Source organism: Vibrio lamellibrachiae, assembly GCF_050337265.1.
Classification (GTDB): Bacteria; Pseudomonadota; Gammaproteobacteria; order Enterobacterales; family Vibrionaceae; genus Vibrio; species Vibrio kyushuensis.
Genome location: NZ_JAKJSU010000005.1, coordinates 651,405 through 672,101, shown reverse-complemented (window position 1 = coordinate 672,101; position 20,697 = coordinate 651,405). Strand labels below are relative to the sequence as shown.

Annotated in this window: 21 protein-coding genes; 7 read left to right on the top strand and 14 right to left on the bottom strand. The window is 42.2% G+C overall.

Features of this window, described 5'->3' with window-relative positions:
* Positions 1-23: 23 nt before the first annotated feature.
* The 4 genes from L4C54_RS08600 to L4C54_RS08585 all read right to left on the bottom strand — a co-directional run bounded on the left by L4C54_RS08600 (position 24) and on the right by L4C54_RS08585 (position 4,364).
* Positions 24-401 carry a hypothetical protein gene (locus tag L4C54_RS08600; protein ID WP_428807846.1) on the bottom strand — a complete coding sequence of 126 codons (378 nt, stop codon included), beginning with the start codon at positions 399-401 and terminating at the stop codon, positions 24-26.
* Positions 402-563: 162 nt separating this feature from the next.
* Positions 564-2,753: a bifunctional diguanylate cyclase/phosphodiesterase gene (locus L4C54_RS08595; RefSeq protein ID WP_428807845.1), complete on the bottom strand. Its 2,190-nt coding sequence runs from the start codon at positions 2,751-2,753 to the stop codon at positions 564-566.
* A 521-nt stretch (positions 2,754-3,274) separates the two neighbouring features.
* The gene (locus tag L4C54_RS08590; protein ID WP_428807844.1) at positions 3,275-3,478 is read right to left on the bottom strand and encodes a pyrophosphatase; all 204 of its coding nucleotides are present in this window, start codon (positions 3,476-3,478) and stop codon (positions 3,275-3,277) included.
* A gap of 499 nt (positions 3,479-3,977) precedes the next feature.
* On the bottom strand, positions 3,978-4,364 hold the full coding sequence (locus L4C54_RS08585) for a PilZ domain-containing protein (RefSeq protein WP_428799623.1): 387 nt from the start codon (positions 4,362-4,364) through the stop codon (positions 3,978-3,980).
* Positions 4,365-4,809: 445 nt separating this feature from the next.
* On the opposite strand from L4C54_RS08585, the gene L4C54_RS08580 reads away from it, so the two are divergent.
* Positions 4,810-6,114: a DEAD/DEAH box helicase gene (locus L4C54_RS08580; RefSeq protein ID WP_428807843.1), complete on the top strand. Its 1,305-nt coding sequence runs from the start codon at positions 4,810-4,812 to the stop codon at positions 6,112-6,114.
* Between the two features lie 99 nt (positions 6,115-6,213).
* Positions 6,214-6,405, top strand: a complete 192-nt coding sequence (locus tag L4C54_RS08575) for a YwbE family protein (protein ID WP_428799625.1) — start codon at positions 6,214-6,216, stop codon at positions 6,403-6,405.
* Here L4C54_RS08575 and L4C54_RS08570 read toward each other — a convergent pair.
* Positions 6,402-6,572: a hypothetical protein gene (locus L4C54_RS08570; protein WP_428807842.1), complete on the bottom strand. Its 171-nt coding sequence runs from the start codon at positions 6,570-6,572 to the stop codon at positions 6,402-6,404. The two genes, L4C54_RS08575 and L4C54_RS08570, sit on opposite strands and share 4 nt — an antisense overlap.
* Before the next feature lie 205 nt (positions 6,573-6,777).
* A complete protein-coding gene (locus L4C54_RS08565; RefSeq protein ID WP_428807841.1) occupies positions 6,778-7,263 on the bottom strand; it encodes a VOC family protein in 486 nt (161 codons plus the stop codon).
* Between the two features lie 399 nt (positions 7,264-7,662).
* Here L4C54_RS08565 and L4C54_RS08560 point away from each other — a divergent pair, with 399 nt between their 5' ends.
* Complete coding sequence (locus tag L4C54_RS08560) at positions 7,663-8,034, top strand: hypothetical protein (RefSeq protein WP_428799628.1); 372 nt, start codon at positions 7,663-7,665, stop codon at positions 8,032-8,034.
* 129 nt (positions 8,035-8,163) lie between these two features.
* On the opposite strand, the gene L4C54_RS08555 is transcribed toward L4C54_RS08560, so the two are convergent.
* Positions 8,164-8,457 (bottom strand): 4-fold beta flower protein, encoded by a 294-nt coding sequence (locus L4C54_RS08555; RefSeq protein WP_428807840.1) that lies wholly within the window; start codon positions 8,455-8,457, stop codon positions 8,164-8,166.
* 298 nt (positions 8,458-8,755) lie between these two features.
* On the opposite strand from L4C54_RS08555, the gene L4C54_RS08550 reads away from it, so the two are divergent.
* A complete protein-coding gene (locus tag L4C54_RS08550; protein WP_428807961.1) occupies positions 8,756-9,766 on the top strand; it encodes a LacI family DNA-binding transcriptional regulator in 1,011 nt (336 codons plus the stop codon).
* Between the two features lie 792 nt (positions 9,767-10,558).
* On the opposite strand, the gene edd is transcribed toward L4C54_RS08550, so the two are convergent.
* Both edd and L4C54_RS08540 read right to left on the bottom strand, forming a co-directional pair.
* Positions 10,559-12,355, bottom strand: coding sequence for a phosphogluconate dehydratase (edd, locus tag L4C54_RS08545; protein WP_428807839.1), 1,797 nt, complete (start codon positions 12,353-12,355; stop codon positions 10,559-10,561).
* Positions 12,355-12,885, bottom strand: coding sequence for a gluconokinase (locus L4C54_RS08540; protein ID WP_428807838.1), 531 nt, complete (start codon positions 12,883-12,885; stop codon positions 12,355-12,357). Before L4C54_RS08540 ends, edd begins: the two co-directional genes overlap by 1 nt.
* Before the next feature lie 175 nt (positions 12,886-13,060).
* Between L4C54_RS08540 and L4C54_RS08535 the strand changes: the two genes are divergently transcribed.
* The 3 genes from L4C54_RS08535 (at position 13,061) to hpf (ending at position 15,923) form a co-directional block, all read left to right on the top strand.
* A complete protein-coding gene (locus L4C54_RS08535) occupies positions 13,061-14,437 on the top strand; it encodes a GntP family permease (RefSeq protein ID WP_428799632.1) in 1,377 nt (458 codons plus the stop codon).
* Between the two features lie 129 nt (positions 14,438-14,566).
* The gene (locus tag L4C54_RS08530) at positions 14,567-15,175 is read left to right on the top strand and encodes a bifunctional 4-hydroxy-2-oxoglutarate aldolase/2-dehydro-3-deoxy-phosphogluconate aldolase (RefSeq protein WP_428807837.1); all 609 of its coding nucleotides are present in this window, start codon (positions 14,567-14,569) and stop codon (positions 15,173-15,175) included.
* Positions 15,176-15,566: 391 nt separating this feature from the next.
* On the top strand, positions 15,567-15,923 hold the full coding sequence (gene hpf, locus L4C54_RS08525; RefSeq protein ID WP_428799634.1) for a ribosome hibernation-promoting factor, HPF/YfiA family: 357 nt from the start codon (positions 15,567-15,569) through the stop codon (positions 15,921-15,923).
* An 88-nt stretch (positions 15,924-16,011) separates the two neighbouring features.
* Here the strand turns inward: hpf and L4C54_RS08520 are convergent, their stop codons facing one another.
* The 5 genes from L4C54_RS08520 to L4C54_RS08500 all read right to left on the bottom strand — a co-directional run bounded on the left by L4C54_RS08520 (position 16,012) and on the right by L4C54_RS08500 (position 20,586).
* A complete protein-coding gene (locus L4C54_RS08520) occupies positions 16,012-16,329 on the bottom strand; it encodes a hypothetical protein (protein WP_428807836.1) in 318 nt (105 codons plus the stop codon).
* A gap of 226 nt (positions 16,330-16,555) precedes the next feature.
* Complete coding sequence (locus tag L4C54_RS08515) at positions 16,556-17,116, bottom strand: dihydrofolate reductase family protein (RefSeq protein ID WP_428807835.1); 561 nt, start codon at positions 17,114-17,116, stop codon at positions 16,556-16,558.
* Positions 17,117-17,336: 220 nt separating this feature from the next.
* Positions 17,337-18,083, bottom strand: a complete 747-nt coding sequence (locus L4C54_RS08510; protein WP_428807834.1) for a hypothetical protein — start codon at positions 18,081-18,083, stop codon at positions 17,337-17,339.
* 120 nt (positions 18,084-18,203) lie between these two features.
* Positions 18,204-18,692, bottom strand: a complete 489-nt coding sequence (locus L4C54_RS08505; RefSeq protein ID WP_428807833.1) for a hypothetical protein — start codon at positions 18,690-18,692, stop codon at positions 18,204-18,206.
* Positions 18,693-18,771: 79 nt separating this feature from the next.
* Positions 18,772-20,586: an alkyl sulfatase dimerization domain-containing protein gene (locus L4C54_RS08500; RefSeq protein WP_428807832.1), complete on the bottom strand. Its 1,815-nt coding sequence runs from the start codon at positions 20,584-20,586 to the stop codon at positions 18,772-18,774.
* Positions 20,587-20,697 lie beyond the last annotated feature (111 nt).

Below are 20,697 nucleotides of genomic sequence, written 5' to 3'. Positions count from 1 at the left end.
AATACGAATAAATAAGAGTTGGATTAAGCGATTGGGGGGCGATAGAGCGACTGAGGTCGCAACACTCGATTCCCTTGTGAGAGTGAGGAAAAGAGTGATTTTTTATGATCAAACAGAAGTGGCGTTGTGACGTTCGGAGTAAATACTACAACGGTTGCGCAAGTGGCACTACAGCAGGTGTGTGCTGATTCATTGTTACTTTCACAATGGGGGGATGAACTCATCGTGTCAGACAGTGTCTGCATTGAGTTGCGCTTGGAAAGTGAGTGCTGCTGGTGCCGTGAGTCATCGGCAGATATTTGGCTGTGACACGGTGAAATATTACTTTGTAGCTGCTGGTCGTGATCGAGCATTTTGAAGGTCATCATCGGTGCGCTCGAGGCAACACTCGTCGTCAGCATTACAATAATGCTAACAAACGTGATCCAAATTATGCGTATAGAAGATAACCGCATGACAAGCCTTCAAAAGTAAATTCAATGCGATGATAGAGGTTGCCCCTAGGGTAAGGTCAAGACTCTTTTGCTAACCTTCTACTTTGTAATAGGTTTCTTTAATAAGTATCACTCAGTGTTAAATGTCACATCAGCTTTAAGGGTGAGATACTCCATCATCTTAGATTGGCTTACGGGTTTGGCTTTTAAAAAACCTTGAATGTAGTTACAGCCAAATTTTTGAAGTGAGGCCAACTGCATCTCAGTTTCCACGCCCTCCGCCACGACACCCAATGAAATAGTATGACACATGGAAATGATAGCTTGGCACAGCTTTGCTGACTTATGATTTGGGTTCCCGATATATTGAACAAAGCTTCGGTCAATTTTTATAATATCGACTGGGTACTCGCTAAGAACTGAAAGGGATGAATAACCCGTACCAAAATCATCGAGATAAATAGTGGCCCCGAGTCGCTTTATCTCATTAAGTGCGTCGACGGTACATGATGAATTACTCAACAATAGAGACTCTGTTATTTCAACACCTAGCAAGTTCGTTGGAAACTTATACCTGCTTAACGCGTGCTGCAGCGTATGAACGATATGATCGGACTCAAACTGTTTAGCGGAAACGTTGATGTTGATTCTTGGCAGTTTAGCGTATGCGTTACCTATATAGAGCTGCTCTAATAGTTGGCACACTTGCTTAACTATCCAATCGCCTATTTTTATGATTAGCCCAGTCTCTTCAGCAATTGGGATAAATTCCGCTGGGGATATAGAGCCTTTTTCTGGGTGATCCCAGCGAAGCAGTGCTTCAAAGCCGGAAACTTGATCGGTCTGCTGACAATAAATAGGTTGATAGGCCAAAGAGAGCTGCTCTTCCTTTACTGCGGTAGTAAGCTCTTGCTCCAGCACAAAACGATGCTTAACTTGAGTGAACATCTTCTCATCAAAAAATATCACCTTTTCAGTACCAGAATTTTTGGCCTTGTACATCGCTGTGTCGGCCTCACGTAAAATACTGGCTATGGGCTGAGATGCCGAAGTGACAACAGAAACACCTATACTTGCGCCAATATGGCAAGTTTGTCCTTTGATGATATAAGGCTTCGCAATCAGCTTTGAAAAACGTGAGCAGAGATCTTGTAAAATCCGTTCATCAACCTGATTGGGTAGACATACGACAAATTCATCCCCGCCAAAGCGGAAGCAACTGTCATCTCGGCGTGCGTTTTTTTTCAGGCGCGTGGCAACTTGCTGTAATAATAGATCGCCAATGATATGCCCCATTGAATCGTTGATGATCTTAAATCGATCCAAATCGATAAACAGAATTGAAAAGCCATCACTCGCTTGTTTTTTAATTTGTGTGAGCTGATTTTCAAGCGTTTCACTGAGTGCCTGACGATTAAATAAGCCAGTTAACTCATCTTGCGTGGCTTGAATCTCAAGGCTTCGGGTTTTTTCTTTTACGAGTTGATCAGAAATTTTGAGTCGATGAGCGTAGAAGCCAAAGCCCCATGATACTGATGCTGTCAGAAGCAGTATTAATACGACAGCGGTTGAACCATAGATCAGCATGCCAATGCCGTCATCAATGGTAGAGATTGATATTTTCCATTGCTGGTTGATGCTAAGCAGCCTCACTTTCTGTGAGTAGGTGATCTCTCGTTGGTAGTATCGGGTTTTGCTTAACTCAAGATTAAGATGGGATTGGAAGAGAATAGTGTGAAATTGCTGGTTCGGGTTTAGGTTAACCACTGAGATATTAAGCTCGTTCGAATTGATTTCGCCTTGCCATGTTACACCCAGAAATTCATGAAATAGAATACTGACGACGACAAACCCTTGCAGTGTACCCTTATCACTTACTACGGGTAGAAACAGTTTGATACCGTGATTGCCACCTTCATTAAAAGGGCTGGTCGCAATAGTCTGTTGAGAGAGTGCCTGTTTCATTGCGGCCGCATCATCACAATGAGTATCAAGCCTCTCGCCCAAATAATCACTTGCTTCAAATTGGGGTGAGATGTAGTAAACCGGTAGCGTTGCATTATCTAACCATTTTGCACACGACGATACTCGTTCCACATTAGGCAAGAGTTGAAAGCCGAGCAACCCATTGCTCTGAGCGCTCTGTTCGAACGGTTTTACATCATCAAGGGCGATCAGTGGTAGCCAAAATAGAGAATGGATTCCAGAGCCAATTCCTGTTCGATCTTTAAGAAAGTGCTGAAACTGAGCCTGTGTAGGGTTATTCCCATTTTGAATGAACTTTTGGCTTGAGTAGATAAGCTCAGACAGAGAGTTCATTGATTGCTCTAGTGACTTAACCTTGCTGTTAAATCGTATTTCAAGCTGATCGTTTAACCGCCTAGACTCATAAAACTCAACGACTAGAAAACTTGAAATTGCAATGGCGATGCCTATCGTCCAGATCGTGAGAAAGGATTTGTGGGTAAACGAGAACGTCAATGTAGGGGCTCTAACAGCGAATATTATCAATAGAGATTATCATATTCAAACCATGAATGGTAATAAGTCTTATTTAGATTTATTGTGCCGATCAGCATTAAAACTAATCAGGGTATATTAATAATGACAACTAAAACGATTGTGTTAGCAGTGGCGCGGCGGCTGGCGCAGCATTGAGGAGTCAAGTTGGTGGAGGACCTGCTAAAACAGCCGTGACAGCTACTGTCGCTAGTGTGATGACGGGGTAATAGCTAGATATAGAGCGAGCAGAGAGCCAGATAGAGTTTAAAAATAGGTAGTGGTTAGGGGGAGGAATTGGTGAACTTAATTACACATCCCTGTGTAATGTATTCTGAATATCAGTTGGCTTTAAAGCGCTTCATAAATTGACCAAAGCGTGGAATCAGGCTTTGTATAGTTGGCGCATCGGGGATGTCATTTACAAAACTAATAAAGCGTAGCGCCTTATTTTTATCTCCTTGAGCAGTCCCTGCTAATATCGCTTGAGCTAAAACCACATGCTCAGCGGTAACGTCCTTATTCGAAAATTCGTGAATCAACATAGAAAATCCTAATAAGTATAAATACGGGTGTGATAATACAATATTTTGATGGTTGTATCGATAGCTTATGGCATTCATCAATGTCAGATTCTTGTGAAATCAAGACGCTACTGGTAGCAAAATATTCAGCTTCATCTTAGTTGTTATTAAATAGTTCAGATTTACTTCCTATCAGCACACAATTGGTTCAACTCCGACTCTCCTAAAAACAGTAATATATTACAGTGGCTTAACTTCTTTTTGTTGACCACAACACTCCTCGCGAAGGAGTTGTTATATCAACTGGCCGATTAGCCACTATTTAGTGGTAAAGTCGAATCTAAAATCTACTATTAAATATATTTCATATCAACAGGTTAACTGATAACCCACTAGGGTAAGGTGTACTGGTTGCCCCGTTGTCGAAATCGGTAAGAAAAAACGGCGCTTAGTTGTTTGGGTCGTTGAGAGTTTTGCTTTCTGGACGGCGAGGTGTATGAATGTTTGCCAGTAGTGGCTATCAACTAAAAACAAACTCAGATGGCGCGCCTATAAAAATCATGTCAGATATTCCAAGCGTTTTATCAAATTTAATACCAACTCTAAAGTTACGTTTCCCCAGTTCCTGCCTTAAATATGAAACGGTACCCTGTAGCTTTCTAGGCCCTAGCTTGATTTCAATTTTTTCTCCCATCTCAAACTTACTGCGGCACTCGATTCCTAACCCACCTTTAGAGAGATCGATGATTTCCATCGGTGTATAAGTTGAAAGTAGTGTTCGCCGTCTAATGTAGGCTTTAGTCCCTTTCATGTGCATTCTAGGGTAAGCGCGAAGCTCTTGTTTAGATCTGTTTTTTAGATCGTCAGGCGTTTTTTGTACTTGCTTTTTTGGCGTGAAAATAGTCATTTATAATTCTAATAATGGTGAAACGTGCACCAAAAGTCGTACACATTGAGTGAGTAATGATTTAACAAGTAACCGAGATATTTGCATACCGAACGCATGACGAAATCGTTATAAATTAGATCTTGGTATGGCGTATTGATTATATGGAAGCGGTTAATATGAGGTCAAATAACAATTAAGTATGTATATCTTGTTGTTATTTATGTCACTAATTCAATTACACTGTTCACAGTAGCCTTGTCGTTCATTCTTAACGTTAACTATTTGAAATTTATTAACCATTTCAATGGAATATGAGAACGGCTCGAAATAGGGTTTTGTTGTCGGAATTCTAAATGCGAATAAAAAGCAGCAAATATTGATTACAGTAATCATTGATCTACTTCACAGAGCATAAATGCGCTAAAATGCACGCCACTATTTTAGCCTAGAGCCCTATTACCGAATGACTACAGCTTCTACTCCGACCAATAAGCCAAACAGCTTTACTGAACTTGCCCTTATTCAACCTTTGTTAGCCCGTCTAACTGAGCTTGAATATCAACAACCTACACCAATTCAAGCGCAAGTTATTCCAAGTGTGTTAGCTGGCCGCGACTTAATTGCTGGGGCGAATACGGGATCGGGTAAAACTGCGGCATTCGCATTGCCTCTGTTACAAGACATTTTTGGTCAAAAAGAATCTGGTAAAAATCATAGTGGTAAAGGTAACTATGTTTCAGGGCTAATTTTGGTACCCACACGTGAGTTGGCGAAACAAGTTGCTGACAGCATTAAGTCGTATGCCGTGCATTTTAACGGTGCGATTAAAACCGTTTCTGTGTTTGGTGGTGTTTCAGCCAATACGCAAATGCTTGCGCTACGTGGTGGTACAGACATTCTTGTTGCAACACCGGGTCGATTACTTGACCTAATTTCAAGCAATGCCATTAAGCTAGATCGTGTGAAGACCTTAGTACTTGATGAAGCAGACCGAATGTTAAGCCTTGGCTTTACTGAAGAGCTATCTGAGTTGCTGGCTCTACTGCCAAAGCAAAAACAGACACTCTTGTTCTCAGCTACTTTCCCTGAGCAAGTACAGACTCTTACTCAAGAACTGCTTAATGACCCTGTTGAAATTCAATTGCAAAGCGAGGATGCGAGCACATTAGTACAGCGCGCGTTTACCGTGAATAAAGGTGAAAAAACAGCGGTGTTAGCACACTTAATTAAGCAGAATGATTGGCGACAAGCTCTCGTGTTCGTTAACGCCAAAAATAGTTGTGAGCATTTGGCCGATAAACTGTATAAACGTGGCATTGAAGCTGAAGTGTTCCACGGTGATAAAGGTCAGGGTTCTCGTACTCGTATATTAGAAGCGTTTAAATCGGGTGAAATCGAAGTATTAATCGCAACCGATATTGCGGCTCGTGGTCTCGATATTGAAAAGCTTCCAGTGGTTATTAACTTTGATTTGCCGAGAAGCCCATCAGATTATATGCACCGTATTGGTCGAAGTGGTCGTGCTGGTGAAGTGGGGTTAGCTCTGTCTCTGCTTGATTATGAAGATTATCATCACTTCAAAGTTATCGAGAAGAAAAACAAAATCCGCCTTGAACGTGAAGAAGTTGCTGGATTTGAAGTGGATGATGTTGTTACTGAAGAAATGTTAGCAGCGAATAAACCGACTGCGAAACCTGCCGGTTTAGGTAAGAAAAAACGTAAGAAAAAAGACAATGGCAATTCTGACATTTGGTTAAGAAATTCGTAATTCGTTTGCTCTGATTGATGAGTGCTCGTCGATATTGACTGGCGCTCATTGTCGTAATCGAAATGACAGTAATAGTAGAAAAATATTAAGGTAAAGAGAATGAGCGGAACTCAAAGAACAAATATTCGTCCGGGATTGGCAGTGCAGATTGTGCTTAAAAAAGATCAGCGTAGTGGTGTACTCACATCAGGCATAGTGAAAGATCTTTTAACTAAGTCACCAAACCACCCTCATGGCATTAAGGTACGACTAGAGAGTGGCGACGTCGGCCGTGTCAAAGTGATTGGTTAGTCTTTTTTCTCGATCGTGACTTCAATATTTTTACTATCGCCAGCAAACCACTTCTGAACATACAATGAGCCAACAATAGGTGCGGTTCCTTCTTCTGGAACTTCTTTATAGCGCACACTGTTTTTGGTCTCTTTTTCGTATTCAAACTGAACGACTTTCTTCGACATTTCTTACTCCATTGAACATGACTTTTCGATTGATTTTGGCATATTGGCTTACAAACCAGCTTCATTTCAACCGTTTTGTTGTCAGTTTTTGGATGGGGTAGGTCTTATAATACTCAGCAGTTTAAAATCAGCGATGAAAAAGGGCTGGCAACAGTGTTGTTATACACTTTACCAACCCTTCGTTAAGATTCGTTATGTTTGACTATTACTCATAATCTGAAGCGTAAGTCTCTTCATAAGTATGTGAGTAAAGCTCGAATAGGTTACCAAATGGGTCTTCTAGGTAAACCATTTTCGCCTGTTTACTGTCGTCCTCAGGGTGGTAGCGCATCACATCCATACGTACTTTACCGCCGAGCTGTTTTACCTTTTCCATTACGCCTTCAAAGTCGTCCGTTTGCAGACAGAAGTGGAAGATACCTAGGCGAGAAAAGTCGACTTCGTGGCGTTCTTGGCGCTCCTTCATTTCAAATAGCTCAACGCCAATGCCATCAGTTGTTACAAGGTGTGCAATGTTGAATCCTTTAAAGCCTTCACCAAATACGGCAATACACATACGGCCGATTGCTGACTCACGTTCTTCGATGACTTTTGTATTGTTCATTACGATACTTAGACCTAGTGCTTGAGTGTAGAACTCAACCGCTTTATCCATATTGCCAACCATAATTCCTACGTGATTCATTTTCATAACTTTCCCCAAACCCAGATGATTAATTCGTATCGTGTTTCGATGTAGTCACTATAGAGTTCTGTTTTAATTTCGTAAAATTATCAAAAATTATCAATTTGATAATTTAGTGTTATTTAAAGCAGGGGTAGGGTATGAGGGCTACTAGCATGAAAAGAATGGTTAGGCATGTTGCAATCTCTTATGTTCGAGATCTCGTGATGTAGTATCTCTATGGTGGGAATAGCATTTATCACAATGTAATTATGTTTATTTTCAGCAACAATAGGGCGTATTTAGGGATAAAGTTAATGCTGAATGATCAACGAGCGCGTAAACTAGAGAGATTAAACGGTGTTGAATATTGATATTATTCAATAACCCAGAGAATAAACCCCAATAAGGGCAGGAGAAATAGAAATGAGCCATGAAACAAAAACAATGGAAGTGCCTGTAGCAATCGCCGAGCGAGTGCAAACGCTGATTGACGCTTATGAAGTTCAAGAGAAGTTCAAAGCAGCGCAAAAGGAGGTGGTGAATAACTTCCTTGCTATGGATGGCCTGAGTTGTGAAATGGCTGTATACAGTTTGGCTCAGGAAGACTTATTGGATACCCTAAGATTTGTGTATGAGCTTTCTGGCACAAACAGTAAGTTCGTTAAAAACATCCTGACTCAGTCGAGAGAGAACCCGAAGAAAGTTCTGTCTGATGCTCAAAGATCATCGGCAAAAAGTCTGTTGTTTAACCTAATTAATGATCCTTCAGTTGTTTCGGCAATGAAAGAGTTATAGAAATCATTCAGCCGTTTCTGAAGATAGGTTCGAATTGAAAAATTACGCGTTCATCTGTACTTATTCATGATAACTATAGAGCATTCATGATAGCTCTAAAGCATTCATGCTAGATGTAACGCGTATTTTTTAGATTTCAGGAAACTCTTCATAACCGGTATACATGGCATAACCTTTAAAGTCGCTACATGCCTTGATGGCAGCCTGATCGCTATAGGGCTTAAAAGGCGCGCCTCGAAGTTCTCTCTTTCTTTGGCAGAAGATTAACCGTTCGCCATCCATGATCTCTCCTAGATAAACACCTGTTGGGCTGTATATATCGCCGTCAAACATTTTACCGACGTGTTTTCCTTCATTGGTCCAAAGATCTTCGCGGTCGAAATAGCCGAGTGACTTTCCACCCCAAGTCCAAACTGACCTCATCTGTCTCTCCTCTGTAAGCAACTTCAATTTCGTTATTCGTCATTTTATCCTCTGACAATGACACGGAGTGAAATTAATCCTTTTAGTTATTAATTGGTTACAATTTATTTAGAGGCAGGTTTGCTATGTCGTCAAATCATCGATAGATAAATGCAAAATGAGGGGGGGATTAATAGAAATATTAATCGTAAGTTGCCGATTTCTCGGCCAATTGTTCAATATGACGTACGATCCATAATGGACCGATGAGTTATTTGGTGATAATGTTACTAGTAACATTATAATTATAAATTAATAGATTATGAGCATAGATCAATCGTCAAGACCCACCCTTCAAGATATTGCTGACAAGATTGGCATCACTAAAATGACCGTCTCTCGTTACATGAGAAACCCCGAGTCAGTTGCAGAAAAAACGCGTGAGAAGATCGCTAAGGTAATCGAAGAGGTCGGCTATATCCAAAACCGTGCCCCTGCGATGTTGTCGAAATCATCTAGCAAAGCGATTGGTATACTTCTGCCTTCTTTATCCAACCAAGTTTTTGCTTCCTTTGCAGAAGGGATTGAAGAGGTCACCAAGGCAAATGGTTATGAAACGCTTATAGCTCATATTGGTTATAGCCCAGAAGAGGAGGAGAGTAAGGTCGCGTCGCTACTCTCTTATCAGGTCGATGGCCTTATTTTTACTGAAACGCAGCATACCAAGCGAACGTTACAGATGATTAAAACAGCAGGCGTTCCAGTTGTTGAAACCATGGAGCTGCCTGAAAACCCGGTGGATATGGTTGTCGGATTGGATCACAAGCAGGCATCTTATACTGTGGTAAAACAGATGATTGAAGCAGGTAAGAGAAGTGTGGCGTATTTTGGTGCGCGATTAGATAGCCGTACGCAGCTTCGTATGGATGGCTATAAACAGGCGATAGAAGAAGCAGGGTTAACACCTAAATGCATTCTTACTGAAGCGCATTCAAATTATACCCTCGGTGGTGAGTTGTTAGAAAAGGCGCTCGTTCAGTATCCAGACCTTGATGGCATTTTTTGTACCAATGATGATATTGCCATTGGCGCAATGATGTACGCACAAGCGAACAATATTAGTGTGCCAAAACAGCTTAGTGTCGTGGGGTATAACGCATTAGATATTGGACAGGCCATATCGCCAAAGCTAACCAGTGTTGATTCGCCACGATATGAGATTGGTAAGAAAAGTGCAGAGCTGCTTATTGATGCTTTAGCAGGGAATAGCTCTGAGCAAAAGGTGTTTGATCTTGGGTTCACTATCTCTACTGGTGAAAGCTTAAATTGACTCTTTATTTAGAATTAACTGGTGCATTAATAAGGTGGCGCTATCAATGCTGCCTGACTTATTGCGTGACCGTTATTTGATTGAATTGTATCGTAAATTATACGCATGCTTGCCGTTTATTAATCTAGATATACTCACAGTTTTTCGTTGGTAATTACCGAATATCTTATTTTGCTGTTGCTCTCGCAGCGTGCCATCTACGTTGTTCGTTTATCCGAACTTTATGGGTAATATAAAGATGAACTAAGTCAGTGGTTAGAGCGTTTAAATGACGAAAATTTTCCGAGACTATTTCCTTAGCTGTTTGACGTCAGACTGATATTTTCAATTTTCACCACGTTCTCTTTTGTCATTCTCAGTACCATAGCAGCGTTAAAAAACGTAGGGCTAGTCATTGAACAGTTCATTCCAGTGCTATTCGTAGTTTCGATAAAGCTTTGCCCTTAATACTTTTACTGGGTGTGGCTTTTAGTAGGTGATCTGTCATAGAGACAATTCGTTAGCTGCTGTCAGTATTCACGTTTTATCTACATGACGTAAATGTACGACACGAGGAGAGGCAACATGGAACTATTCAAACTAAAGATAAGCAAGTTGAGACTCAGTAAATTAAAGCTGTGTAAATTGAGGCTCTGTAAGTTGAAGCTCAGCAAATTGACGTTATGCAAAAAAATGAACCATAGTAAGGCAGTACTGAGCTAAACAGATTGAACAAAGCTTTTGCACCCAAACACTCTTCCTTTGATGAATAGTTTGAGTGAAAAGCTCAGTATTTTCTACTATGGTGAGCACCTAGAATAAGAAGCTTGCACCGTGCTCTGCGCTTGATACGTTTTCACGCATCACTTTAAAGATATCTCGTCCCCACGTTTGCTGGGAAACTTCAGTATCAATATGGTTCAGGCTTCTTGCGCAAGTATCTGCTAGGTTTTCAAGCGAGCCCGTTTGGCAATCTAAGCGGATAATATCGCCATCGTTAACTAGGCCAATAGTGCCACCTTGTAATGCTTCCGGAGAGACGTGAATAGCGGCAGGGATCTTTCCTGACGCACCTGAAAGTCGTCCATCTGTCACAAGGGCAATCTTAAAGCCTGCTTTTTGAACGTTACCAAGAATCGGCATGAGCTTATGTAGCTCTGGCATGCCATTCGCTGCGGGTCCGTTGTAATTTACAACGACAATGCAGTCACAATTTAGCTCGCCATTTTGATAAGCCGTTTCAACGTCGTGCTGAGAAGTAAAGACTTTAGCCGGTGCTTCAATTACCTGATACTCCTTCGCGACAGCCGATACTTTGATCACCGCTTTGCCTAAGTTTCCGTTCAGAACTTTAGTTCCGCCCGTCGCTTGGAAGCTCACTTCTGGCATTGCAATAACATCAGGATTTGTGCTCTCACCGCATGCGCTCCAAACCAATTCGTCATTGATCATCTTTGGCGTTGTCATCTGATCTTCAAAGCTGCCAAAGACAGGGGTGACGTCGCTATTGAGCAGTCCACTTTGATGTAGACGTTTAAGTAATACTGGTACACCACCGGCTTGTTCGAAAGCGTTGATATCAGCAGGGCCATTCGGGTAAACCTGAATCATGAGTGGAACAATATCAGACAAATCGCTGATGTCTTGCCACGTTACGATGATGCCTGCCGCACGCGCAATAGCGACCATATGAATGGTGTGGTTAGTACTGCCACCTGACGCCAGCAGTGCCACAAGTCCATTGACCATGTTCTTTTCATCAACCACTTTGTGAAGGGGTTGATAGCTTGGTGATGCACTGTTCATTGCCGCTATACGTGCTGACGCGTTATCGGTTAGCGCTTGGCGAAGCTTTGTATTTGGCGGTACAAATGCTGATCCTGGAAGCATTAATCCCATCGCTTCAAAAACCAATTGGTTGGTATTTGCTGTGCCGTAGAATGTGCATGTGCCAGGGCTGTGGTAAGCGTTACACTCCATATCTAGAAGGGCTTCGGTTCCGACTTCGCCTGCTACATATTTTTGTCTGACACTGACTTTTTCTTCATTGGTGATACCTGTAGGCATTGGGCCAGCAGGTATAAATGCCGTTGGAAGATGGCCAAAGGTTAAAGCACCCATCAATTGTCCCGGTGCAATCTTGTCACAGATACTGAGCAGCAATGTGCCATCAAACAAATTATGACTAAGTGAGAAGGCGGTTGATTGAGCGATCAAATCACGAGAAAACAGTGACATATCCATGCCTGCTTGGCCTTGAGTCACGCCATCACACATTGCAGGAACGCAACCGGCTACTTGGGCGGTATTCCCTGATTTTCTTAGCGTCGCTTTGATTTGATCTGGGTAATCTTTGTAAGGCTGATGAGCACTGAGCATGTCATTGTATGCGCTAACAATAGCAAGGTTACTACGCGTTAAATCAAGGATTTGGCTCTTTTCGGTTGCACATGAAGCCGCGACACCATGGGCTAGATTACCGCAAGAGAGTTGACCTCGACCTTTACCTTGATTGGCTTGCTCTGTGACTTTAGCTAAGTATTGCTGACGTAGTGTTTTACTGCGTTCAATGATGCGTGTAGTCACATCTAGAATAACCTTATGTGTCATTACACGCCCTCTGTTTGGTTAGATTCAAGTTGGTGAAGCTCGAAAATAGCACGATCGAGTACTTGCTCCATGGTTCCGTTGATGCTGACACTTGCAACCCCTTTTTCGTCACTCGGGTCTTCTAAAATTGCGAATTGGCCTTTCACCATGTTCTCTTTCATGAAGTGACCTTTACGAGCACGCATTCTCTCCATGATTAATTCAAAATCACCGTCCAAATAGAGGAATTTAACGTTTTGGTTTCCTTCACGAATTTGATCTCTATAGATTTTTTTAAGTGCAGAGCAGACGATGATGCCTGTTTCATTCTTGCTCTCTAGGCTATAGGCCGCATCACGAATACGCTCTAACCAAGGGGATCGGTCATCATCATTTAAAGGTTCACCACGAGCCATCTTTTGAATGTTTGCTTTAGGGTGTAGGTCATCACCATCAATAAACTTTGCTTTTAATCGTGCAGCAAGTTGCTCGCCGACCGTGCTCTTACCACAGGCACAAACACCCATCACAATAATACTTTTACCAGTCATTACGCTCCCTCATGATTACTCTGAGCTAGATCTCATTTTTAGAATTCAACCGAAAATATGGCTTTATCTTATCGGTGTTATCGGTAACATGTTACCCGTAACTTTGAGATTTGTGAACTAAAACACAAACTCAAACAGTGATAAACTCAAATTAACGTGAATTAAAGGTGTCTTAATGGACCAATTAGCCCAAGCCGCGGATCCTACATTTCTGCTCGGTGTTGCAGTGCTCGCGATCATCGCGTTGCTAATATTGATTATAAAATTGAAAGTACATGCTTTTGCCTCACTAACGCTTGTCAGCTTAGGTACGGCGATTGTGACTGGCGTACCTTCTGAGCAGGTTGTACCTACAATGATGGGTGGCTTTGGCGGCACCTTAGCGTCGGTTGCATTACTGGTTGGTTTAGGGGCAATGATTGGTAAGATTCTTGAAGTAACGGGCGGTGCTAAGGTATTGGCTGATACTTTGATTGGCCGCTTTGGTGAAGAGAAAGCACCGTTAGCCTTGGGTATTGCTTCACTGTTGTTTGGTTTCCCAATCTTCTTTGATGCTGGCCTCATCGTCATGATGCCAATCATCTTTAGCGTAGCAAAACGCTTTGGTGGCTCACCGATTAAGTACGCATTGCCTGCTGCCGGTGCCTTTGCGGTAATGCACGCCTTTGTTCCGCCACACCCAGGGCCTGTTGCTGCAGCTGAACTGCTAGGCGCTAACATTGGCCTTCTGTTATTTGTTGGTATTTTGGTTGCTATTCCGACTTGGTATTTAGGTGCTTACCTATTTGGTCTTTATGCTGGTAAGAAATTTGATATTCCACTGTCTAAAGCCTTTTTCAATGCAGATGCGATTGTTGATGAATCAAAGCTGCCAAAATTTGCAACGGTAATGACAATCCTAGTGTTACCTGTACTGCTTATTTTCATGGACACAGGTCTTAATACGCTTGCTGTCGCGGGTGTTATTGATGGTTCGTCTCCGTTAGTTGAATTTTTACGTATGATGGGTAAAACACCTGTCGCTCTTTTGATTACCCTGCTTGTGTGTCTACTTATCTTTGGTAAAGACTACGGTATGGCGAAACTTGAAAAGCTGTGTGGTGACTCACTTGCCCCAATCTGTGCCGTTATTCTTGTAACCGGTGCTGGTGGTATGTTTGGCGGTGTACTACGTGCCAGTGGTATTGGTGAAGCGTTAGCGGGCGTACTTTCTGATACGGGTATGCCAGTCATTGTCGCTGCGTTTGTTATCTCTACTTGTCTACGTGTTGCGCAAGGTTCTGCAACGGTAGCACTAACAACAACGGCTGCGCTTATCGCTCCAACAGTAGCTGCAACGGTTGGTCTTTCTGAGCTAGATTTATGCTTCATTGTTATCGCCATTGCGGGTGGTGCGACAGTGTTGTCTCACTTTAACGATTCGGGCTTCTGGTTAGTTTCTCGCTTGATGGAAATGGACGAAAAGACAACACTAAAAACATGGACGGTAATGGAAACGCTACTTGGTAGCATCGCGTTTATTATCGTTGGTGTACTGAGCTTCCTTCTTTAGATTGATAAAGCTGAAAGTTTATAGGTAACGAAATTTTCAAAGCTAAGCGAATAGTCGCTTAGCTTTTTAGTAGATGCAGCCTTGGTGCATCTATGAATTTTTAAGATTAATTGGTAAGGATATTAGAAAATGAAAACGATTGAACAGCGCTTAAAAGAGATCAAAATTGTTCCTGTTATTGCAATCAACGATGCAGATAAAGCAGTACCACTTGCGAAAGTGTTGGTTGAAAATGGTTTACCTTGCGCGGAAGTAACCTTTAGAACAGACGCTGCCGCTGAGTCAATTCGCCTGATGCGCGATGCTTACCCTGAGATGCTGATTGGTGCTGGTACAGTACTTAACGCCAAACAAGTTGATGCTGCAATTGAAGCGGGTGTTGATTTTGTTGTTAGCCCAGGCTTAAACCCGACAACAGTAAAGTACTGCCAAGAAAAGAACATGCCAATCGTACCGGGTGTGAATAATCCAAGTTTGGTAGAGCAAGCGATGGAACTTGGTCTAAAAACATTGAAGTTTTTCCCTGCTGAGCCATCAGGTGGCATTCCTATGCTGAAAGCACTGTCAGCGGTCTACCCAGTTGAATTTATGCCTACAGGTGGCGTGAGCCCAAGTAACGCAGCCGATTACCTAGCATTACCATCAGTACTAGCTTGTGGCGGTACTTGGATGGTACCTAATGCACTAATTGATGCGGGTGATTGGGAAGCGTTGGCAAAATTAGTAAGCGATATTTAATTGGTGCTTAACTAGGTAGCTGTCTATTTATTAATTGATAATTTAGCCACTAACATCTGATCAGTCATTATTGGCTATGTTATAAACTACTAGGTTTTAAATAACTATCTGGTAAATAAAGAGTTACTGAATCTGATAAGACTTAAGGTATGAAAATGCTTTAAGTCTTTTTTGTTTCTGCAGAGAAAGACAAAAGGATAAGTGGTTGAAAAGTGGGCAATAGTGAGACTTCGACATTCTAAATGGTGAGAAAAGTGTCTTATTTCAAGGGGGGAGGGTAAGAATAATTAATAACACTGAAGTAAATCACACAAGTGCAAAATTAGACTTGGTCAGAGTGCCTGTAGTTTGCTACGTTTAAATGACATAGTGACTGGAAAGGTAGAATTATATGAAAGTAAATGTTCAAACACATCATGTATCAATCAGTGACGATTCTCGTAAAGAAATTGAAAGTAAATTTGAGAAAGTATCCGCCCATTTTCCTCAACTAATCAGCAGTGACATCATCATCACAAAAGAGCACGGCCAACACCAAGTGGAAATATTCACTAACTACGAAGGCGCACGTGTATCGGCAAAATCAACGAATGATGTAATGTATCCTGCTATTTCTGGCGCATTGAAAAAACTAGAAGCAGGGCTTCGTAACCGTAAGGGACAGCTGAAATCAGACCTACACGAAAAGCCAACTAGTACTAAACCAGAAATCGCGTCAGACATTATCCAAGAGATGAAATTAGTTTAATTCGCTCTTAGCGTAAAAATGGAGAAGCCAGCATTGATTGCTGGCTTTTGTGATCTTGGCGTTTGAATAACAAGGTTCCGATTGATTGCTAGGGCTTACACTGTGCAGCGATTAAGCGTTGATGACGCAGATTAATGTGAGAGATAAGTTTTTGCCACTTCTCTGCTAAGTAATACTGCCCAGATTGAAGGAGTTGCCCTTGAGCACTTTCAATCATTGCGAGTGGCATGCTTTGATAGATGTACTCGAAGGTATTACTATCGAGCTCAGAGGGGTCTTTTGCCCAGTTTATTTCAGAAGATAATCCAGAAGCATAAATACGCGCCGCCTGTGTTTCTGGTGATGAGACTTCGGTTTCGGTTAACTGATTGAGCAGTATCTTGAGTCGTTCGAATTTCATTTTCATAGGTAAGAGTCCTTTTAGATAGCATAAAACGTTATCGGTCTATGCTTCTTATGCCCTATCTATCAAAGAGTAGAATTGTTTTAGCTCAAATAACAACCAAAAGAACTGTTTTAACAATGCGAAACCAAGTACATATCAAAAGTACTATTAAAAGATGAAACGGTTTCTTCTGTTTCATCTTATTGAAATAACAGCGAAGTCTGCCAGAAACACTAGCCTATATGCCTTAGTAACTCGCCTTGTAACAGACTTGAATAAAATCGTTTGGAAATGCCTGAGCACTCGCTTGTTCTAGCTTAATTGGGTTGTTTGTTGGCCCAAATAGGGGAATACCTTGACCAAGAATGATAGGCGCGCGAGTGATGGTCAGTTCGTTGATAAGCTCTAGCTGTAAGAAGGCTTGAATAGTGGTTCCACCGTCGATATAAGCGTGAGCATAGCCTTCAGACTCTAGTTTACTCACCAATATATTGAGATCGCCTTGATACATCTCGACTCGGGTTTTCATGTTGTCAGGCGCGTCAGAGAGCGTGTTACTGAGGACGATAATGCGCGTATCACCATATGGCCATTGCTCATCGGTAAGGTTCATGCTGGCGATTTTTTCCATACACTTACGGCCCATGATCATGCAGTCAACCGATGCGATATATTTTACGAATCCCATGTCGGCTTGATCGCCCATCTCTGCTGCTTGGTTGCCGGATGTGTGTAACCAATCGACACCTCCATCTTGTGTGGCGATAAACCCATCAAAGCTTGTTGCGATAAACACAGAACATTTCATATATTGATCCTTTTACACAGTTGTCGCTAGACGATACGTGATCTGAAGTGTATTGGAAATGAATTTGAGGGAGGATTAGATTGAAATGGAAGCGCAAATTTAAGCTCACCCGTGATGAGTGAGCTTATTCTTAGAAGCCTTTCAATTTTTAGTTGGTCGTGCCTAGTCTCTGATTTTTTTGTTGTTAAAGATTAATAGTTAGTGAATCTCTTTTCTTAGGTTAGACAGTTTCTGGTGTTAGTGCCCAAAACATCATAGTGGTCACACTGGGTATGTTCAGGTGTGAGAAATCGAATTGGTCATAGAGGTAAGTTGGTGGGATATCTGTCGCTAGGTTGGTTTGACCATCAATAAAGATAATTTCACTATCGATTTTCTCTGCGTAAATGTAATGGCTGTTATCCCTGATAAGCTCGGCCTCTAGACCTACGGCGACAACAAAACGAGTCCCGCTTGGGTATTCGTTCATTTCCTGCCAAGACTCAGACGCTTTTACATTAGATTGATCTAGCTTACGCCAATTGCTGCCAGTTGGTGTCGAAAGCTCAAAACCCATTTTCGATACTTTGTGGGTGAGATAATTTGAGATCCCAACCAGTTGCTGCTCTACAGTGGGGCTGTGTTTGCCCCAAAAGTGGTCACTGGTGTTAGTCAGTAACGCTTCCGCCTCGTCAGAAACCGATGCTGTTGTTTGTCTTGTTGCAATGCCTGTTGCATTTAAAGAGCAATTAGACAGCACGCGAGATTCATTACCTGTAATCAAAGCAACGTTTAGCAACTCACCAATTTCGTTGGTGATAGCCTCACCGTATAGCCGAAGATTCGGTGCTATGGCTTTATTTTGCTTCGCGACAGCGGTTTGGATAGCCGGAATGCGCGCATCATTGATTTCGTTTGATGTCATTGAGAATGCCGATGGAATCGCCCCTAAAGTAAATAGGATGGTAGCAAGTTTTGATTGTTTCATGAGTATATCCTTTGTGGTTATATAACGGATAAGGCATGAACTGCGCCACATTAGGCTGTGATCGCATTTTGAGTTGTTAGAGAATGTTTCATTGGTGAGTTTTACAAGAGTTGGCTGTTATTAATTCACGCGTACTAACCCTTGCTCTATTGCTTGAACCAAATCTATTTTTTTGGAGACAAGCGAATAAAGCGTCGCTTGTGTTAGCGCTATAATTGGCTCGTTATTTTTTGGTCTAGGTGTGTCTATCTCTGCCATTCTCGAACGGCCTTTCTGGTAGTCACTCCAGAGTGGCACATCGATAATCACAACCTGACTTGTGGGTAATTCTTTAAGCGACAGCTCTTGAGCGAGAAGATGCAGCCACCAAGAGATTTGTCGAAATCCTGCTTCGCCACTGAGTGGCTTTTCGAGTGGTTCTATTGTTCCGTTCTTTAAGGCGAGATTTGTTTCGATGGTTAAGGCTAATGTATGTTGATAATTGGCCGTTTGAAATGACATCAAGCTGTCTTGCTCGGCCATATGGAACGCACAAGCCTGTGCGGTTGAAATAGGGAGTAGCACGAAGGCTGATAGTGAAACACAGAGTCGCCAAATTGATGTGATCATAGTGTTATCTCTTAATTTTAATCCGAGATAAAGGAGTACATGGTGTACTCCTTTCAATCTAAATTAGTGTTGGGTTAAGTTACTGCACTGCAATCGAGATTGGGTAGACATTGAAATCGAAAGCTTTACCAAATTTTTGGATATCTGATTTATTCCCTTTCACTTTAGCTACGTTGCTTAGCTCGGTTTCTGCACCGGTGAACAACTGATCGAATTGAGGGCGCGTTGTTGTTACTGTGACATCGTTACCTTGTTCGCCATCCACTATCTCAACAATACCGTTTCGTAGAATGACGGTAAAAGTCTCGCCCGTATCCGTGAAGTTAATTTGATATTTCGTTTCTACTCCTCCAACGGCTTCAGGTAATACTTTGTAACGTAGACCTTCAAGCAGAGTAGGGGTAGAGAAGCCCGCTATCATATTCGGATTAGCTAACATGCCTTTTGCCAGTTGATTCACAAGCTGCATATTGAGCACGCCATCAAGTTCGTCAGCACCGGCTAGGTAGAACCCACGGTTTGATGAATTAATGCTGGCATATCCAAGGTTGCGAAGGCCCGCTGCCTTTAACTGACGAGCTTGAACATCACTTTGATCGACTCGAACCAGTTTGTCAGAAAGAGTGACTGACCACTTTATTTCACCGTTCTCTAGTGCTTGCTCTGCTAGTGCAACAACGCGCTCTCGACCGCCCATTGCTTCAATTAATTTCTGCGCTTCATCCACTTTTGGTAATGGATCGAGGTTTGCTGGATTACCATCCCACCAAGAGACATAACCAGTGTAGTAAGAACGTACGTTGGTTTTAACATTTCCATAAGTTTGAATGGTGAATGGGTCAAGTGTTAGGTAGTCAGGAATCTCAATCTCATTGGCAAGATCATCAGGCCCTTTGCCTTGGTTAATCAGCCGGATTGCTTGATCGTGTTGATATTGCATTGCATCGCGATAGGTCACCAAGATGTTGTCTACCTTGTCTTTACCATATTCAGGTACACCGTGACCTGGCAGCATGTGCTCTGGCTCATAAGCTCGAATCGTATCAATGGCATTGATCCATGCGTCAGTATCTCGGAACTTAGTGCCCCGTGGAGAGTGCAATTGAGGAGCTGCTGGCCCTTGAAGTTCATCACCAGTGAAAATGGTTTTGTATTGAGGTACATAGGCAATCATGTGACCTGAATTTTCACCGCCAGAGTATGAGAAAGTCATCTCTAAACCTGCCACTGTAATTGTTTCTTCACCCTCGATTGTACGTGTCGGTGCAATGAATGATGTAGGTCCAGTCGTAAGGTGACCACAACAGCCGGTTGTGAATTGATCACGGTCTTCAGGTTGCAATACCGCGCCATACATCATCATTGCGCGTTGGAACATGAGTGGTCCTGTTGCTGAGTTCTCAGAAACAAAGGCGTCTAAAAATGTACTGTCTGCAATTACTTCGACATCGCCGTTTTCGACTTGTTCTGGGGTAATAAATGCACCTACACCACCTGTATGGTCAGCGTGCGCATGCGTGTAAACCACGGCTTTGATTGGTTTGTCGCTTAGCTGTTTGATTTTTTCAGCGACGGGCTTCATTTGTGATTCGTTTAAGCCGGTATCAATGATGATTAGGCCTTCAGGCGCATCAATAACGTGGATTGAGGCAAAGGCATTCTCAGCAACGATCGTCCAAATAGGTGCGCTTGGGTGTTGATATAACGCTTCTTCAAAATGATCGGCGTGATTTACAAAATACTCGGGAGCATAACGTTTTACTTGGTAAGGATTATTCCCTGCAGAAAGCTCGACATCATGATAGGTGCGAGTTTCCAGATCTGGTATTGCACTGGCGGTAACGGACAAAGGAAAGAGAACAATAGCAGCGGTTATTACGGATTTTCTAAACATAATAAGACCTATAGAGGTGTCGTTAATCAAAGGTGTTTCTCATTTGTGTTTAGGTTACTGAATTTGTTAATAACAAACTAATTACCCTTGTCTATTTTGATTATAACGAAT

What these genes read in the sequence shown, in the direction of transcription:
- L4C54_RS08600 (WP_428807846.1), bottom strand. Translation starts at nt 401, where the DNA reads ATGCTGACGACGAGTGTTGCCTCGAGCGCACCGATGATGACCTTCAAA.
- L4C54_RS08595 (WP_428807845.1), bottom strand. Translation starts at nt 2,753, where the DNA reads ATGAACTCTCTGTCTGAGCTTATCTACTCAAGCCAAAAGTTCATTCAA.
- L4C54_RS08590 (WP_428807844.1), bottom strand. Translation starts at nt 3,478, where the DNA reads ATGTTGATTCACGAATTTTCGAATAAGGACGTTACCGCTGAGCATGTG.
- L4C54_RS08585 (WP_428799623.1), bottom strand. Translation starts at nt 4,364, where the DNA reads ATGACTATTTTCACGCCAAAAAAGCAAGTACAAAAAACGCCTGACGAT.
- L4C54_RS08580 (WP_428807843.1), top strand. Translation starts at nt 4,810, where the DNA reads ATGACTACAGCTTCTACTCCGACCAATAAGCCAAACAGCTTTACTGAA.
- L4C54_RS08575 (WP_428799625.1), top strand. Translation starts at nt 6,214, where the DNA reads ATGAGCGGAACTCAAAGAACAAATATTCGTCCGGGATTGGCAGTGCAG.
- L4C54_RS08570 (WP_428807842.1), bottom strand. Translation starts at nt 6,572, where the DNA reads ATGTCGAAGAAAGTCGTTCAGTTTGAATACGAAAAAGAGACCAAAAAC.
- L4C54_RS08565 (WP_428807841.1), bottom strand. Translation starts at nt 7,263, where the DNA reads ATGAAAATGAATCACGTAGGAATTATGGTTGGCAATATGGATAAAGCG.
- L4C54_RS08560 (WP_428799628.1), top strand. Translation starts at nt 7,663, where the DNA reads ATGAGCCATGAAACAAAAACAATGGAAGTGCCTGTAGCAATCGCCGAG.
- L4C54_RS08555 (WP_428807840.1), bottom strand. Translation starts at nt 8,457, where the DNA reads ATGAGGTCAGTTTGGACTTGGGGTGGAAAGTCACTCGGCTATTTCGAC.
- edd (WP_428807839.1), bottom strand. Translation starts at nt 12,355, where the DNA reads ATGACACATAAGGTTATTCTAGATGTGACTACACGCATCATTGAACGC.
- L4C54_RS08540 (WP_428807838.1), bottom strand. Translation starts at nt 12,885, where the DNA reads ATGACTGGTAAAAGTATTATTGTGATGGGTGTTTGTGCCTGTGGTAAG.
- L4C54_RS08535 (WP_428799632.1), top strand. Translation starts at nt 13,061, where the DNA reads ATGGACCAATTAGCCCAAGCCGCGGATCCTACATTTCTGCTCGGTGTT.
- L4C54_RS08530 (WP_428807837.1), top strand. Translation starts at nt 14,567, where the DNA reads ATGAAAACGATTGAACAGCGCTTAAAAGAGATCAAAATTGTTCCTGTT.
- hpf (WP_428799634.1), top strand. Translation starts at nt 15,567, where the DNA reads ATGAAAGTAAATGTTCAAACACATCATGTATCAATCAGTGACGATTCT.
- L4C54_RS08520 (WP_428807836.1), bottom strand. Translation starts at nt 16,329, where the DNA reads ATGAAAATGAAATTCGAACGACTCAAGATACTGCTCAATCAGTTAACC.
- L4C54_RS08515 (WP_428807835.1), bottom strand. Translation starts at nt 17,116, where the DNA reads ATGAAATGTTCTGTGTTTATCGCAACAAGCTTTGATGGGTTTATCGCC.
- L4C54_RS08510 (WP_428807834.1), bottom strand. Translation starts at nt 18,083, where the DNA reads ATGAAACAATCAAAACTTGCTACCATCCTATTTACTTTAGGGGCGATT.
- L4C54_RS08505 (WP_428807833.1), bottom strand. Translation starts at nt 18,692, where the DNA reads ATGATCACATCAATTTGGCGACTCTGTGTTTCACTATCAGCCTTCGTG.
- L4C54_RS08500 (WP_428807832.1), bottom strand. Translation starts at nt 20,586, where the DNA reads ATGTTTAGAAAATCCGTAATAACCGCTGCTATTGTTCTCTTTCCTTTG.